We start from the raw sequence: 16,401 nt of genomic DNA, 5'->3' as shown, positions 1-16,401 counted from the left end.
TAAATCCCCGTTAGCCACCCGCTTAACCAAGTATTACGTTCACAATACATAAAACTCGTGAGAAACATCACCGTTCGTTACAAAAATGCCTGATTTATTTGCAGTGAGTCACAATTAATTAAGATCAAAATTGCCTGAAATTCTGCAAAGGCGTTTTATGGCCTCGGTTATGTGAACGTAATACAAAACAATAAAAGAGGTTACTATGAACACTACGCTACGCACAGTGGCCGTTGCGTTAGCTGCCGCGCTGACTTCACCTTGTCTGCTGGCCGCTTCATCTTCTGTACCTATTGATTTTCATGGCTATTTGCGTGGCGGCGTGGGCGTCTCGCAGGATGGTGGGCAGGAAGAGTGGCAGAAAAACAAGCTGGGGCGTCTGGGTAACGAAACCGACACTTACGGCGAAGTTGAACTGGGCTCTGAGGTCTACAAAAAAGACGAAGTCAGCTTTTATGTCGACAGCATGGTCAGCATGGTGTCCGACGGCTCTAACGACAACGAAAGCACGCTTAACGACGATGCCCAGTTCGGCCTGCGCCAGTTAAACCTGCAAATTAAAGGGCTGATCCCGGGCGATCCGAACGCGGTTATCTGGGGCGGCAAGCGCTACTACCAGCGCCACGATCTGCACATCATCGATACTAAATACTGGAACATCTCCGGCTCCGGCGCCGGGATCGAAAACTACACCTTAGGCCCGGGCGCGATCTCCTTCGCGTGGATCCGCGGCGACGCCAACGATCTCGACTACCGCGTCGATGGCGATAACGACGTTAACATCAACTATCTGGATCTGCGTTACGCAGGCTGGAAGCCGTGGGCAGGCGCCTGGACGGAATTTGGCATCGATTACGCCATGCCAAACCCGACCGACAAACAGAAAGAGTACGGCGGCCTGTATGAAGCCGACAACGGCGTGATGCTGACCGGCGAAATCAGCCAGGACATGCTCGGCGGCTATAACAAACTGGTGTTGCAGTACGCCAACAAGGGCCTCGCGCAGAACATGGTGTCGCAGGGCGGCGGCTGGTATGACATGTGGAACTACGTTAACGACGCTACCGGCTATCGCGTAATCAACACCGGCCTGATTCCGATCACCGACAAGTTCTCGTTTAACCATGTGCTGACCTGGGGCTCGGCGGACGACATCACCGCCACGACCGATAAATCACGCCTGCTCTCGCTGGTAGGCCGCGGCCAGTACCAGTTCACGCAGTATGTGCGCCTCATCGGGGAAGTGGGCGGATTCTGGCAGAAAGACACCTATAACAACGGCACGGATTACAAGCAGAGCGGTGAAAAATACACTATCGCGCTTGGCCTCGCCGATGGCCCGGAATTTATGTCACGCCCGGAACTGCGCGTGTTTGCCTCTTATCTGAACGATTCACAGAACGGTAAATCCCTGCAGGACGGCACGGCGGACGACACCTGGAACTTCGGTGTTCAGGTCGAAGCCTGGTGGTAAGAAGCAGTCCCTGGCGCTAACCACGCGTCAGGCTGTGCGGGCGGCGGCCCGAAACCGCTGCCCGCAGGCGTTGTCTGATACCGACACGCAGAAGTAAGCGTTGTATCTCTGAGTTATGGCACTGCCATCAAGGCGTCACTGCCGCTGATGCACCCTCGTTGCCTTTTGCGGGATAACCTTTTATGCAGGGTTATCCCGCTTTTTTATCACGCGTTTCTGAAACGCTCATCCAGCAGTTTGCGCAGCGCGTCGGATTGCTTGCCGAAAATCGCATGGACTTCCTGGCCGAGAATAATCACGCCCAATGCCCCTTCCGACTGCAACGCCTCGGTATCAACGTGGGTCAGCTCTTTGACTTTGACGCGCAGACGCGTCATGCAGGCGTCCACGCTCTCAATATTCTCCTGCCCGCCGAAATCCGCCACCAGACGCGCGATCTGCTCGCGCTCCTCTTCGGTTAACGTCTGGGTAGTGGCGGGCTGCGGGCGGGTGACGTGGTGCAGAAACGATTTCAGGCTAACCATAGCGGCTCCTTTTTCAGACCAGATAATAAAAAAGCGCCCGTTCGGGTGAACGGGCGCGCAGGGAACAACTCAGGCGAGGCGGCGGCGCAGAATGCGACAGCCCCAGGGGGCGAGCGACAGCCTGCCGCTCAGCGCGTCGCCGGTCAGCATATCGGCGCAGCCCTCCGGCAGCGTCACCGACTGCGGCGCGCCGGTGTAGTTTTCAACGAAGATAAACGCAGATTCGCCATCGTGACGGGCATGCGCGGTGACGCCCGGCGGAAAATCCGCGGCCAGCGCGCGCGCAAGCGACAGCTCGTTAATGATGTTGCCGAAGAAATCGCGCTGGAAGGCGAGATCGTTACGCGAGGCCACATACCAGGCTTTGCCCGCGCCAAACGCGTTCACCGTCACCGCCGCGCGTCCGGCATAGAAATCGTCGCGATAGGTGGCAAGCGCCGTCGCGCCCTCGGTGTGGATGAGATCGCACAGATGGCGCACCTGATACGGCCCCTGTAAGCCCGCCTCGTTGCCCGCCAGCCCCTGAATCAGGTTGCGTTCGCCGTCGGCAAGGCAGTCAATCTCTTCCGCCCAGATGCCCAGCAGCTTACGCAGCGGGCCGGGGAAACCGCCGAGATGGCAAAGATCGGTCTCGTTGACGATGCCGCTCCAGTAGGTGGTCACGAAGTGGCCGCCCTGTTCGACAAAGACTTCGGCGCGCTGCGCAAACCCGTCGCGCACCATGTAGAGCATCGGCGCGATAACCAGTTTATAGCCGCTCAGATCGGCGTCGGCGTTAATGATATCGACCGCGATCCCCTGCTCCCAGAACGGCCGGTAGTGCTCGGCGACGGTCTTTTCATACTCCAGCCCCAGGTTGCGCGGCCCCTGCGCGTCATCCATCGCCCAGCGGCTTTCCCAGTCGAAAATCACCGCCACCTGCGCGTCCACCCGCGCGCCGACCACCGGATCAAGCTGGCTTAAGATATCGCCAAGCTGCGCCACTTCGCGCCCGATACGGGTGTCGATATGACCGACGTGATCCACCACCGCGCCGTGGAATTTCTCCACCGAGCCGCGGCTTTTGCGCCACTGGAAGTACTGCACCGAATCCGCGCCGTGCGCCACCGCCTGGAGCGAAGAGAGAATATGCATCCCCGGCTTTTTCAGCTTGCTGGTGGGCTGCCAGTTGGTCGTACCCGGCGTTGATTCCATCAGCACGAACGGCTTGCCGTGCTTTAAGGTACGCATCAGATCGTGATACATCGCGGTGTAGCAGGCAAGCTCGGTTTCGTCTTTATCGCGGTGCCACATCGGGTAGCTGTCCCAGGAGATAAAGTCGAGCGGTTCGGCAAGCTGCCAGTAGTCGTAATCGTAGAAATACTCCATGAAGTTGGTGGTGGCCGGTAATTCCGGGTTCACCGCCTTCAGCGGTGCCAGTTCGTGACGGCAGAAGTCAGTGACCTGCGCGGTGTTAAAGCGCCGCCAGTCGAGATTCAGACCGTGAATGGAGTTTTCGCCCTGCGGCGCCGGGGATTCAATCTGCGACCAGTCGGTAAAGGTGTGGCTCCAGAAGGTGCTCCACCACGCCTCGTTGAGTTTATCGAGCGTGCCGTAGCGCGCTTTCAGCCAGCCGCGGAAATTCTCCTGGCACAAATCGCAATGACACTCGCCGCCATATTCGTTGGAGATATGCCAGCCGAGCACCGCCGGATGGTGCGCGTAACGCTCCGCCAGCAGGCGGTTGATGGTGGCGGTTTTGTCGCGATAGACCGGCGAACTCATGCAGTGGTTATGACGGCCGCCATGCAGCGCCGGGACGCGGTCGCGCCCGACGCGCAGCACCTGCGGGTATTTCTGCGACATCCAGGCCGGACGCGCGCCGCTCGGCGTGGCGAGAAACACGTGAATGCCGCCCTGATACAGCTTGTCGATAATCTCGTCGAGCCACTCGAAGCGAAACACGCCCTCTTCAGGCTCAAGCTTCGCCCAGCTAAAAATGCCCACCGACATCACGTTGCATTTCGCCTGCTGCATCATGGCGATATCGCTCTCTACCGTGCCGGGGTAGTTCTCCCACTGCTCCGGGTTATAGTCCGCACCGTGCAAAAGGGCGCTGACCTTCGGACTTAAAGGCGCAAATTTGTTCATTTACAGGCTTCCTGATACGGCATACCCGTCCGGCGTCACCCGGCGGGCGCGCAGCCTGCCGGGTAAAGCATCAGGGTATAAATGGAATAAAAAGGATTAATTAAAGACTTTTACCGATGGCAGCACGTTACCGTGGCAATCGAAAAACGCCTGGTTTTCGCGGGCGTTGCCGGTTTTCCATTCGTCATGGATATATTTCATGCCCGCAGGCGTCGCCCAGGTGTTCCCCGGTACGGCAATCCAGGCCGGCTCCCAGTAAAAAATGCCTTTGCCGCGATGGTTTTCGACGTTCGCCACGCTCTGCATCAGGTCATGCACGTAGTCGTACTGGCCCTGCACCGTCGCCGGGTAGCCGCCCTCTTTTTCCTCTTTCTGCTGGAAGCTGTTTTCGGCGTTGTCGCAGTTCTCCAGCGTGTACGCATAGGCGGCTTCCACCACAATCACATCTTTGTCGTAGCGCTTGCTGATGTCGTCCATGTTGGCTTTCAGCGCGCTGATGGGGCCGTTCCAGTAGGTGTACATGGAAAGACCAATGACATCGAACGGCACCTGGCGTTTGGTGATTTCATCGAACCACCAGCGGAAGGTGTCGTTTTTGGTGCCTTCGGCCAGATGCAGCATGATTTTCACCTGCTCGCCTTGGGTCAGGTTTTCGCGCAGGCCGCTGATGGCGGCGTTCAGCAGCCCGGCGAGACGATCAAACTCGCCGCCGCCCTGCCCCCAGCTTTTGCCTTCCGGCCACAGAATGCCGCCGTTAATTTCATTGCCGATCTGCACCATATCCGGCAGCACGCCCGCCTTTTTGAATTCGGCGATGGTGTCGCGGGTGTAGTCGTGGATCGTGGTTTTAAGCTGGTCGTAATTCTGGTTTTCCCAGGCTTTCGGCTTGAACTGCTTGCCGGGGTCGGTCCAGAAATCGCTGTAGTGGAAATCGAGCAGCAGGCGCATTCCCTGCGCTTTCACGCGTTTTGCCAGCGCAAGCGTGGTGGCGAGATCGTTGGTGCCGCCGCCGTAAGGCGCGCCCGCGCTGTCTTTCGGGTCAACCCACAGGCGCAGGCGCACGTAGTTCACGCCGTTCTCGCGCAAAATGGTCAGCGCGTCCTGTTGTTTGTGGTCGGCGTCGTAGAATTTCGCGCCCTGGCGCTCCAGCTCCGGCAGCGTGGAGATATCCGCGCCCTTGATAAAATCCGCCGGGAGGTTAAGCGGCTTTGGCGTTATCTGCGTCATGTTGGCGGCGAAAGCGGAAAAACAGCAGGCCAGCGAGACAGCAAGCAGTGCGGGTTTACACAGTTTCATCAGATTATCCTTTGGTACTGCCGGAGGTCAGACCGGAGACGAAGTATTTTTGTAAGGCCAGATAGAGAATCGCGACCGGCACCGCAATCAGCACCGCGCCCGCGGCGTAGGTGGTGTAGCTTGCGCCCATCTTCTGCGCGACCAGGTTATAAAGCCCGATCGGCAGCGTGTATTTATCCGGCGTGCGCAGAATGGTGCTGGAGAGAATGAAATCCCCGAGCGGTCCGGTAAAAGAGAACAGCGCCACCACCGCCACAATCGGTTTAGAGAGCGGCATGATGATTTCGATGAAAATCCGGAAGTTGCTGGCGCCGTCCATGCGCGCGGATTCATCGAGGTCTTTCGGAATAGCGTCCAGATAGCCTTTCATCAGGTACGTGTTCATCGGGATCATCCCGGCGACGTAAATCAGCACCAGCGCCAGGTGGCTGTTAATCAGCCCGAGCAGTTGCGAGAGCACGAAAATGGCGATCAGCGCGGAAAACTGCGGGATCATCTGCAACAGCAGGAACAGCATCAGCCCGTTCTGGCGACCCTTAAAGCGAAAGCGCGAGAACGCATAGGCGGTGAAACTGACGCTGATTAACGTCAGCACCATCGTCATGAAGCTGATTTTCATCGAGTTCCAGTACCAGGTGACGTAATTCACCTGGCCGTTGAAGAGATCGGCGTAGTGCTGGAACGAGAGGTTTTCCGGGATTATCGAGCTGCTGAGCAGGCTGTTGCCCGCGTTCAGCGACGCGCCCACCGTCCAGATCAGCGGATAAATAATGATCGTGCTGACCGTCAGGATCAGCAACCACGACAGCGAGAGCCGCAGCCACTTCTCCTGTTTCATGCTTTGTCTTTTAGCCATGGTGCCTCCTTATGCCGTCTCGTCATTTTTGAACGACTTCGTGGCGCGGAACTGCCACAGCGCCAGCCCCACTACAAAAATGGAGAGCAGGATGGTTATCGTCGCGGCGATGGCGTACTGGGACGAAGACATCGTCAGCTTGTAGATCCACGAGACCAGAATATCAGTGCCGCCCGCGTTGGAGCCGGCCACCGCAGGCCCGCCGTTGTTAAACAGGTAGATGATGTTGAAGTTGTTAAAGTTGAACGTGTATTGCGTGATGATGATGGGCGCAATCGCGTAGAGCACCAGCGGCAGCGTAATGGTGCGCAGGCGCGTCCAGGTGCTGGCCCCGTCCATTTTCGCGGCCTCATACAAATCATCCGGGATCGCCTGCAGCACGCCGGTGGTCATCGCGAAGACAAACGGGAAGCCAAGCCACGTCTGCATCATGATGAGCGCGGTTTTGGTCCAGAACGGATCGGTCATCCAGGGTTTCGGCGCGATGTTGAAAAACGCCAGGATCGCGTTGTTAATCACCCCGAAGCTGTCGTTAAACATTCCGGCGAACACCAGAATGGTGACAAAGCCCGGCACCGCCCACGGCAGAATGAAAATGGTGCGGATAAGCGGCTTAAAGCGCAGATCTTTCTGGTTCACCAGAATCGCCAGCAGCACGCCCACGGTGCACTGGAACGTGGTGGCGAGCAGGGTCCAGACCACAGTCCACTGCAACACGTCAAAAAATGTCGAGCGCCAGATGGAGAGCGTGAAAATATTGACGAAATTCTTAAGCCCCACCCAGTCCACCAGCTTCGCTGGCGGCGTGTGGTAGAGGTTGTAGTTGGTGAACGCGATGGCGAAACCAAAGAGGATCGGGAACACGACCAGGAACACCAGCAGAATAAAGCCGGGCGCAATCATCAGATACGGAAAGCCGTCCGAGAGCAGCAGCTGATACTGTTTACGCACGCTGTTAAGCGTCAGCCCTTCGTCGCGGCGCTTGCCGTTCACCCACGCGTCACGCAGCGAGAAGTAATAGACCGTCAGCCCAAAGCCCACCACCAGCAGGCTCAGAATGCCCTCCGCCAGCAGGAAGATGGAGTTGTCGCGCGGCACCTCTTCACCGAGCGTATAAAGCCCCCACAGCCCCACACGCAGGAAATCGTGAAATACCCCGAGAAAGCTTGCCAGCAGCACCAGAAAGGTGACGCCTTTTAGCCACTGGCGGTTATAAAACTGGCCCACGCCCGGCAACAGAGCGCAGAGCAGCGCGCACCAGGCGTGTCGGCCCGCCCCTCGGGCAACGGGCATCTTTTCGCTGGGACTGATAATCACACACGGCTCCTTCTGAAAACGGGAGGCGCCCCTCCCGCTTTTAACGGTTCATCCGGCGACGCCCGCAGACGCCGCCGGGTACGGCTTACTGATTACTGGCCTGCATCGCTTCGATCTGCATGGTTATCTGTTTCACCGCGTTATCGAGCGCGGTTTTCGGCTCCTGCTTGCCGGTGACGCTCAGCTCCAGCGCCGCGTTAGCAGGTGCCCACACTTCGCCCATTTCAGGTATGCCCGGCATCGCGCTGGCGCGCGCCGCCTGTACGGCTACCGCACTCGCTTTCTGGTCGCCTTTAATGACCGGATCGTCCATCAGCGCCACCAGCGGCGGGATCTCGCGGGTCGCGATGTAGCGCGTTTTCACATACTTCGGCTGGTTGATGAACTCGATAAACTGCTGTGCCAGGGCTTTGTCTTTGCTCCAGGTGGAGACCACGTAGCCTTTCACGCCGAGGAACGAGCTCATCGGTTTGCCGTCCGGCAGCGTCGGCAGCGGCGCCACGCCGTAGTTAATGCCTGCGGCTTCGTAAGGCTGGAACGCCCACGGGCCGTTAATCACCGCCGCCGCTTTTTTCTCGGTAAACAGCGAATCGATGGCGTTCAGGCCGTTATCGCCGATGATCCCCGCCGGGAAGACGCCGTCGGCATAGAATTTTTTCAGGAAGGTGACGGCTTCCACCGCGCCGGGCTTGTTGAGGCCGACATCCAGCGGGTTAAAGCCGCCTTTGTCGTTTTTCCCGAAGATGTAGCCGCCCATCGGGCCGATAGCGCCCCAGCTGTAGTAAATCTGGTCAAACTTGGCGAGCAGGCCGTACTGGTTTTTCGCGCGCTGCGCTTTGGAGAAGTCATACCAGGCCTGCAGGCTGTCGAACGGCTTTTCCACCAGATCTTTGTTGTAGATAAGCACCAGCGTTTCAACAGCTTTCGGCACGCCGTACTGGGCGTTATCCATGCGGAACGCCGCGACGGAAGATGGCGTAAAGGCGTCGGTCTGCGCTTTATCAAGCGTCAGCGGCGATAGCAGCCCCTGCACTACCGCGCCGCCCAACTGATCGTTTGGGATCACCAGCACATCCGGGCCGATCCCCGCCGGGCCGTCGAGACGCAGTTTTTCCAGCTGCTGGGCGAACGGCATCTCCTGCATGTTCACTTTCACGTCGTACTGCTTTTCAAAAGCCGCCACGGCATCCTTAATTCCGGCGGATTTTTTAATGTCTTCCCACACGTTAAGCTGTCGGGTCGCCGCGCTGGCGCCAGCGCTGACCATCAGGGCGGAGAGAACCAGGGCGGTAAGGATGTTCTTTTTCATTATCAACCTCATGTGAAGGTATAACAATTACGTTGTTTTTATTAAGTGCTTCGCTTCTGTTTTAAAACTCAATCGCTGTAACCACGCAGCCTGCAAAAGCCTACTCAGCGCGTTTCCATTTTGTTATACGCTACGCTGCCAACCCTGATAACTCTACAAAAAACTGTGCGTTGTGTGATCGTCGTTACAGAAATGAAAACCGGCGATAGGGGGCGAAATCCGGGGAAGTTATAGTCATGACACTGATTTAAAGCCGTTGCGTATCACTCCGCTGAATTGTTACACGTAATACAAAATAAGGTTCAGCGCCCGTCAGAAACGCCCGCGGCCACCACGGCTTACACTTTCGAGGAACCCTGATGTCCAGCATAAGACTGAGGAATGTCACCAAACGGTTCGGGAAAACCGAAACCCTGCACAATATCAATCTCGATATTGCCGACGGCGAATTTGCGGTGTTCGTCGGGCCGTCCGGCTGCGGAAAGTCCACGCTGCTGCGCATGATCGCGGGCCTTGAAGAGGTGAGCGACGGCGAGGTGCTGATTGGCGATGAGGTGATGAATGACGTCGCGCCTGCGCACCGCGGCGTGGCGATGGTTTTTCAGTCCTACGCGCTCTACCCGCACATGACGGTGGCGGAGAACATGGGCTACGGGCTGAAGGTCAATAAAGTGCCGAAAGATCAGATCCGCCATCAGGTGGAAATGGTGGCGAAGACGCTGCAACTCTCGCACCTGCTGGACCGCAAACCCAAACAGCTCTCCGGCGGCCAGCGCCAGCGCGTGGCGATTGGCCGCGCCATTGTGCGTAACCCGCAGGTGTTTATGTTCGACGAGCCGCTCTCGAACCTTGACGCCGAACTGCGCGTTGAGATGCGCCTGCATATTGCGAGGCTCCACCAGGAGCTGAAAACCACGATGGTCTATGTCACGCACGATCAGGTCGAGGCGATGACGCTCGCCGATAAAATCGTGGTGATGAATTACGGCAAAGTGGAGCAGATGGGCTCGCCGATGGCGCTTTACTACAACCCGGTCAATAAATTCGTGGCCGGGTTTATCGGCTCACCGAAGATGAATTTCCTGCCAGCCACCGTGGCGCGCTGGGAAGACGGCGCGCTGGACGTCACGCTCTCGCAGGGCAAAACGCTGCGGCTTGCCATTCATACCGCGCCGCTGAAGCAAGGCGATGCGGTGACGCTGGGCATTCGCCCGGAGCATCTCTCCACCGGCGCGCAGGCGGAAGCCTCGTTAACGTTTAACTGTGAAGTGGTGGAGCGCCTTGGCAATAATACCTACCTGTTCGGCCAGTGTTACGGGCATGACAACGTGAAAATTCTGCTGCCGGGCGACGTGCATTTCAGCCCGTGGCAGGCGGTGGAAGTGGGCTTTAACCCGCGCGACTGTATGGTGTTTGACGCCGACGGCCTGCGCATCAGCGCCGAAACCGACGTCCCGCACGCGCACTAATGTTCTCCTGCGTCGGCCCGAGTGGGCCGATGATTTTCTCGCCGCTTTTCGGATTTCACAAAGGTTCCCTCCCCTAATTACTGTATATAATTCCAGTATTTTGCAGGCTGGCTTTGCTGCCCGTTTAAGGAGGAACTATGTCGACATTATCCGTGCTCCCTGAAGTTTTACCCGAGGCGCTCCCCGCGCCCGCCGCGCTGACCGAGCCGCGCCGCATCCGCGTGAGTTACGCCAGCCGCTTTCATGACGGCGTGAGCCTTGCCGCACTGACGCTTCGCGGCAAATGGCTGGAGGAAGCCGGTTTCCCTACCGGCACCGATGCAGATGTGCGGGTGATGCCCGGCTGTATTGTCATTACGGCGCGCGCGCCGGAGCCGGAAGATCCGCCGCTGCTAAAATCCCTGCGCCGCGTCTGCAAGCTGTCGGTGCGCAAGCAACAACAGGTGCAGGAGTTCATCGAGGTGATCGCTGGCAAGCGTAAAAAGCGGGTGTGAATGCGCGCAGGCAACACGCCGCCCGCGCCGGCGTTTAATACGTATCGTCGCGTCGCAGCCCGACGTCGCGCAGCTGCGCCTCGTTCATTCTGCTGAGCACTTTTCGGGTCTGCGCGCGCAGCCGCCAGGCTTTCCAGGCGCGCCAGATCAGTATGAAGCCGATAAATGGTCTGCGGGGTCGGTTCTCGTGAAATTCCATCGTCGCTCTCCTGTATCAGGCTGAGCCTTATGATGGCCGGGATCGCCGGTAACAATACAGATTCACAAAATCTATTTGTTAACCATACAGAAGCGCGACAGATGCGGCTGAAAGGCGTATTGTGCCGTTATCTGTACCGGTTTTGTGATCTGTACTGTATTAATGGAGCATACAGCATGACGCGTTATCAGCACCTCGCCTGCCTGCTGGCGGAGCGTATCGAACAGGGCCTTTATCGCCACGGTGAAAAACTACCGTCGGTACGCAGCCTGAGCCAGGAGCATGGCGTCAGCATCAGCACCGTGCAGCAGGCGTATCTGGTGCTGGAGAATCAGCAGCTCATCGTGCCGCGCCCGCGCTCGGGGTATTTTGTCGCGCCGCGTAAAATGCAGCCGCCGGTACCTGCGATGACGCGCCCGGTGCAGCGCCCGGTCGAGGTGACGCAATGGGATGAAGTGATGACGCTCCTCGACGGGCGCGGCAATAAAAGCCTGACCACATTTGGCGGCGGCGCGCCGGATATCACCCACCCTACGCTTAAACCGCTCTGGCGCGAGATGAGCCGTGTGGTGCAATACAATCAGCTGGATGTATTCAGCTATGACGACCTGGCGGGCCGCCCTGAACTGCGCCAGCAGGTAGCCCGCCTGATGCTGGATGGCGGCGCGAACATCAGCGCTGACGAACTTATCATCACCAGCGGCTGCCACAACGCGCTCTCTGTCGCTCTGCTGGCCGTCTGCAAGCCCGGCGATATCGTCGCTGTGGAATCGCCCTGTTACTACGGCACCATGCAGCTGCTGCGAAGCCTCGATATCAAAGCCATTGAGATCCCGACCGATTCGCAGACCGGCATCAGCGTCGAAGCGCTTGAGCTGGCGCTGGAGCAGTGGCCGATTAAAGGCGTGATCCTGGTGCCGAACTGCAATAACCCGCTCGGCTTTATCATGCCCGATGCCCGCAAGCGCGCGGTGCTGGCGTTGGCCCAGCGCCACGACATCATCATTTTTGAAGACGATATCTATGGCGAGCTGGCGACCGAATACCCGCGTCCCCGCACCATCAAATCCTGGGATATCGACGGGCGCGTCATACTGTGCAGCTCAGTCACGAAAACGCTCGCCCCCGGCCTGCGGGTGGGCTGGATAGCGCCGGGGCGTTATCACGAGCGTGTGCTGCAGATGAAATACGCCGCCAGCGGCACCAACGTGCCTGCCACGCAGCTCGCGGTGGCGGCGTTTATCCGCGACGGCCACTATCATCGCCACCTGCGCCGGATGCGCCAGCACTATCAGCGCCAGATGGAAACCTACACCTGTTGGGTACGTGAATATTTCCCATGCGGCATCTGCGTCACGCGCCCTAAAGGCGGGTTTATGCTCTGGATAGAACTGCCGGAGAGCGTCGATATCGTCTGCGTGGCACGCCAGTTAACGCGCCTGAAAATTCGTGTCGCCCCCGGCTCGCTCTTTTCCGCTTCAGGCAAATACCGCAACTGCCTGCGCATCAACTGCGCGCTGCCTGCCAGCGAGCATTACCGTGAGGCGCTGCAACAGATTGGCGAAGCGCTGCATCACGCCATGGAAGAGAGCTGAGACTCCGGAGTTATCCCCTGTCGCAACCGCCGCATGGGTTATATGCTTAACGCATGGAAAAATTAGCTGAATTAAAGCGCGCCAAGCGTCTGGCGCTCGGCCTGCTGCTGACGGCGGCGGTCACTTTTGTCACTACGCTGTTTTTGCCGCCTGGTTTCTGGGTAAGCGGCGTTAAGGCTATCGCGGAAGCCGCGATGGTGGGCGCGCTGGCGGACTGGTTCGCCGTGGTGGCGCTGTTTCGCCGTGTGCCGATTCCTTTTATCTCGCGCCACACCGCGATTATTCCCCGTAAAAAAGACCGCATCGGCGAAAACCTCGGGCAGTTTGTGCAGGAAAAATTCCTGGATACCGACTCGCTGGTCGCGCTGATCCGCCGCCACGAACCGGCGCAGCTGCTCGGCCAGTGGCTCAGCCAGCCTGCCAACGCGCAGCGCGTGGGCCAGAACCTGGTGCAGGTGATGAGCGGTTTTCTGGAACTCACCGACGACAGCCGCATTCAGGGGTTATTAAAGCGCGCCGTACACAAGGCGATTGATAAGGTCGATCTCACCCAGACCAGCGCGCTGATGCTGGAGAGCATGACCAAAAACAACCGTCATCAGGTGCTGCTGGATGCGCTTATCGGCAAGCTGATTCGCCTGGTGCAGAAGCAGAGCACGCGCGATTTTATCGCCCGCCAGATTGTCCACTGGCTGAAGACCGAGCACCCGCGTAAAGCGAAAATTCTGCCTACCGAGTGGCTCGGCGAACACAGCGCCGAACTGGTCTCCAGCGCCGTCAATTCCATGCTCGATGACATCAGCCACGACCAGGCGCACCAGTTGCGTCTGGCTTTTGACCGCATCACCGTGGATTTCATCGAGAAGCTGAAAAGCGACCCGGAAATGGCCGAGCGCGCCGACGGCATTAAAGCATACCTGAAAGAGGACGAGGCGTTTAACCACTACCTGGCGGAGCTGTGGGGCGACGTGCGCGGCTGGCTGAAGAACGACATGCAGGCGGAGGATTCCCGCACCCGCCAGCGCATTGCCGATGCTGGGCAGTGGTTCGGCGAATCGCTGATGGCCGACAGCGCCCTGCGCGCCTCGTTTAACGAGCATCTCGAACAGGCCGCGACTACCGTCGCGCCCGAGTTCGCCACGTTCCTGACGCGCCACATCAGCGACACGGTAAAAAGCTGGGACGCGCGCGAGATGTCGCAGCAGATAGAACTCAACATCGGCAAAGACTTACAGTTTATCCGCATCAACGGCACGCTGGTCGGCGGCACCATCGGGCTGGTGCTGTATTTGTTGTCCCAGATACCCCGCCTGCTCTGAGCCGTTATTACCGTACAAACACCTGCGCGATGCGCCGGGATTTTAAGAAGTACGGGAGCCAGCACGTGACGCCAATAAACGCTGACAGGACGCTGCGAATGCTGCTGTTATCCCAGCTCGCCCCAAACAGGCTCACCGGCAGCACAGCGAACCACAGCGCGCTTACCACCCCCGCCAGATAGTAGATAACCATCGCGCGGGGCGTGTGCCGCTTACGCTGAAAGAAATGCCAGCTCGCATACGCCGTGATGCCAATAAGCGCCACTAACAGCACCACCGCGCCTGCGGCATACCACGTAATAATGCCCGAGCGGCTGAAGTACGCGCTTATCGCACTGATCAGATCAAAAAACTCCACCGGCAGAAAGATCAGGCTGAAAATAAGCCCGGCAGCTGGCAAGTACAGTAACCCGTTAATTTTACTGGCTTCCGCTTTTTCGCAAGCGTGACATAACCCCGACTCTTTGTTCGGCTCGTTTTCATTGCACTGGATGCACTTCATTTTCTTTCCCTGTTAATTTCACTTAAATTAAAAAATGGTCAGCCGCAGACGCCCAGAATAACGTAAGAAGGGCCTATAGCGAAGGGAATTCATGGGAGGAACGATTAATAGCCAGTCATCACGCAGCCATTATTTTTATTCTTAAGTAAGAAGCATCGGAGAAAGGATTGAGTAGACACTCTGTTCCAGCCCTCACTCATTTTACAGACGTTTCAGTCGACAACATCAATTTCAGAAAAAGAATTAGTCGATATAATAATTAACTGCATATAGTCATGCATTGACTGAAATTCACAGCATATTATTTTTAATATAATCAATCAATTAATCAATGAAGTCTCTTTTAATTAAGCGTGTTAATGAAGCGTCTATTACAAAGATAAATTCCGACCTTGAGCACTCGATATCGCCGTTACGTCGACACTTTTAATTTTCAATGAGAGCAATCCGGGCGTATTATTTTTCAGCCACTAAGAACCTGTTACAGAGAAGACCATTATCACTGAACTTTATCATTTAACAAACAACACTCACCCATGCGGGTGATCATTAATAGTAAAAAGTCGATCATATTTTAACTATTTAATTAAAACTCAACGGTGTTGCTAAAAGGGATATTATGCTTCATCGCTATCAGGCAACTTCTGCCGATAATCTTTGCTACGAAGATATCTGCCATATCCTGCATCCGGATTCGGCAGTACATGAGCTTGCCTTTACTGCAAAGCCGAACCAGTTAATCAGGGTTTGGGATCTTCCCATAGGCTATAGCCAGTTCGTGAATTCGTGTCACCAGTTTCATTACCAATATCCATGGATGGCGTATCGGGATGTGTTGGAATATATCAAATCCGGTAAAGTCGTTTTGCTGAGACAAAGTCTCCTCGAAAATACTATTACCGGCGTCCTTACCGCCTCCGGAAACCTGCGGCATGACCTCCCTTTGTTGCTGCAATCCCGGCTTAGTTACCTGATATCGCATCAGTTAAATGGCATAACATCCGCGGTTCCCGTACAGCATGCCCAGACCACAAAAACGCTCAACAGCAAAGGTGCAGGCCGACTTTTGGCAGCAGGTGGTATTTATAACGGTAATAGCGAAGGGTTCAGGAAGACAGCAGAAGATCTCGGCGGCGAGGCTCCAGACGGTTATAACCAGATCATGGCTAACAGAGGGTTACTCATTGCAGGGGCGTCTGTTACCGTCGGATTATCACTGGGAAGGATGCGATTCCCTGAATTAGAGGAGCTTAAGCATTTTGGTGCCAGAGGCGTTTCGTCAGGCAGACAATTTGAGCCTGAACTGGCTGGCGGGCCGATTGAAAATCTGACAACGGATGGCGTGGAAATCACTCATGAAGGGATTAAAATTGTGGAAAAACATTTGTCCCGATTCGCCCCCGATCCAGGTAACGATTTTATGATGATCAGATTAAGAAAAATTGCTGACGGTGAATTATCAGCAGAAAAAGTAGACCTAAATTACTACACTCATGAGTGTCGGGAATATCAACGTTATTGTAATTTAGGTTGGGAAACAGGAAGACCAGCCGATGATGCAAAGGCCTATGATTTATGGAATAATACGCATACGGCTACACTGGAAGATTACAGAATAACTGGTGATGACCTTTATCACCCGGATGCACCATTATGGTAAATAATGCTGAATTCAACATTCTGACGCTCTTAGCGTCAAGAGACGATGTGAAATGGACCTGGTATAGTCTTGATCGCGCAATGTCACTGCGAAAAATGGAGGGCGTGGGTAATGTCGCCAGGCTTGTAAGGAATTTACATGAAGCCGGATTAGTCGACATAACACCCTCAACTCCTGCTGGCATGGATTACTACCATATTTCAGCGCAAGGCATACGGCTTCTTAAACAAATCCAGAAGCAAAATATTTAACTGCAA

General features: G+C 56.4%; 15 protein-coding genes. 7 read left to right on the top strand and 8 right to left on the bottom strand.

What is annotated here, in order from left to right:
* Positions 1-205: 205 nt before the first annotated feature.
* Positions 206-1,474, top strand: a complete 1,269-nt coding sequence (locus ACUW6V_RS12635) for a maltoporin (RefSeq protein ID WP_004387099.1) — start codon at positions 206-208, stop codon at positions 1,472-1,474.
* Between the two features lie 206 nt (positions 1,475-1,680).
* Here ACUW6V_RS12635 and ACUW6V_RS12630 read toward each other — a convergent pair whose 3' ends face one another.
* The 6 genes from ACUW6V_RS12630 to ACUW6V_RS12605 form a co-directional block, all read right to left on the bottom strand.
* The gene (locus ACUW6V_RS12630) at positions 1,681-1,998 is read right to left on the bottom strand and encodes a glucose PTS transporter subunit EIIB (RefSeq protein ID WP_105589000.1); all 318 of its coding nucleotides are present in this window, start codon (positions 1,996-1,998) and stop codon (positions 1,681-1,683) included.
* Positions 1,999-2,067: 69 nt separating this feature from the next.
* Entirely contained in the window at positions 2,068-4,128 is a 2,061-nt protein-coding gene (locus tag ACUW6V_RS12625; protein WP_454038433.1) for a beta-galactosidase, read from the bottom strand.
* Between the two features lie 96 nt (positions 4,129-4,224).
* On the bottom strand, positions 4,225-5,424 hold the full coding sequence (locus ACUW6V_RS12620) for a glycoside hydrolase family 53 protein (RefSeq protein ID WP_104673688.1): 1,200 nt from the start codon (positions 5,422-5,424) through the stop codon (positions 4,225-4,227).
* 4 nt (positions 5,425-5,428) lie between these two features.
* On the bottom strand, positions 5,429-6,280 hold the full coding sequence (locus ACUW6V_RS12615; protein WP_012125870.1) for a sugar ABC transporter permease: 852 nt from the start codon (positions 6,278-6,280) through the stop codon (positions 5,429-5,431).
* Between the two features lie 9 nt (positions 6,281-6,289).
* Complete coding sequence (locus tag ACUW6V_RS12610) at positions 6,290-7,573, bottom strand: carbohydrate ABC transporter permease (RefSeq protein ID WP_085958945.1); 1,284 nt, start codon at positions 7,571-7,573, stop codon at positions 6,290-6,292.
* Between the two features lie 109 nt (positions 7,574-7,682).
* Positions 7,683-8,906 (bottom strand): extracellular solute-binding protein, encoded by a 1,224-nt coding sequence (locus ACUW6V_RS12605; protein WP_454038432.1) that lies wholly within the window; start codon positions 8,904-8,906, stop codon positions 7,683-7,685.
* Between the two features lie 359 nt (positions 8,907-9,265).
* Between ACUW6V_RS12605 and ACUW6V_RS12600 the strand changes: the two genes are divergently transcribed.
* Together ACUW6V_RS12600 and symE are read left to right on the top strand one after the other, a co-directional pair.
* A complete protein-coding gene (locus tag ACUW6V_RS12600; RefSeq protein ID WP_105588999.1) occupies positions 9,266-10,375 on the top strand; it encodes an ABC transporter ATP-binding protein in 1,110 nt (369 codons plus the stop codon).
* Positions 10,376-10,512: 137 nt separating this feature from the next.
* A complete protein-coding gene (gene symE, locus ACUW6V_RS12595; protein ID WP_063265504.1) occupies positions 10,513-10,869 on the top strand; it encodes an endoribonuclease SymE in 357 nt (118 codons plus the stop codon).
* A 34-nt stretch (positions 10,870-10,903) separates the two neighbouring features.
* Here the strand turns inward: symE and ACUW6V_RS12590 are convergent, their stop codons facing one another.
* The gene (locus ACUW6V_RS12590; protein ID WP_004387107.1) at positions 10,904-11,068 is read right to left on the bottom strand and encodes a DUF1127 domain-containing protein; all 165 of its coding nucleotides are present in this window, start codon (positions 11,066-11,068) and stop codon (positions 10,904-10,906) included.
* 176 nt (positions 11,069-11,244) lie between these two features.
* On the opposite strand from ACUW6V_RS12590, the gene ACUW6V_RS12585 reads away from it, so the two are divergent.
* Both ACUW6V_RS12585 and ACUW6V_RS12580 read left to right on the top strand, forming a co-directional pair.
* On the top strand, positions 11,245-12,663 hold the full coding sequence (locus tag ACUW6V_RS12585; RefSeq protein WP_454038431.1) for an aminotransferase-like domain-containing protein: 1,419 nt from the start codon (positions 11,245-11,247) through the stop codon (positions 12,661-12,663).
* 53 nt (positions 12,664-12,716) lie between these two features.
* Positions 12,717-13,982, top strand: coding sequence for a DUF445 domain-containing protein (locus tag ACUW6V_RS12580; protein ID WP_088276981.1), 1,266 nt, complete (start codon positions 12,717-12,719; stop codon positions 13,980-13,982).
* A gap of 7 nt (positions 13,983-13,989) precedes the next feature.
* On the opposite strand, the gene ACUW6V_RS12575 is transcribed toward ACUW6V_RS12580, so the two are convergent.
* Positions 13,990-14,484 (bottom strand): DUF2569 domain-containing protein, encoded by a 495-nt coding sequence (locus ACUW6V_RS12575; protein ID WP_004387110.1) that lies wholly within the window; start codon positions 14,482-14,484, stop codon positions 13,990-13,992.
* 619 nt (positions 14,485-15,103) lie between these two features.
* Between ACUW6V_RS12575 and ACUW6V_RS12570 the strand changes: the two genes are divergently transcribed.
* Together ACUW6V_RS12570 and ACUW6V_RS12565 are read left to right on the top strand one after the other, a co-directional pair.
* Entirely contained in the window at positions 15,104-16,144 is a 1,041-nt protein-coding gene (locus ACUW6V_RS12570) for a hypothetical protein (protein WP_097569711.1), read from the top strand.
* A complete protein-coding gene (locus ACUW6V_RS12565) occupies positions 16,138-16,395 on the top strand; it encodes a hypothetical protein (protein WP_012125880.1) in 258 nt (85 codons plus the stop codon). Before ACUW6V_RS12570 ends, ACUW6V_RS12565 begins: the two co-directional genes overlap by 7 nt.
* Positions 16,396-16,401: the final 6 nt, after the last annotated feature.

This window comes from Cronobacter sp. 153480017-3 (assembly GCF_053627815.1).
This window is presented reverse-complemented; position numbering and strand designations above follow the sequence as displayed.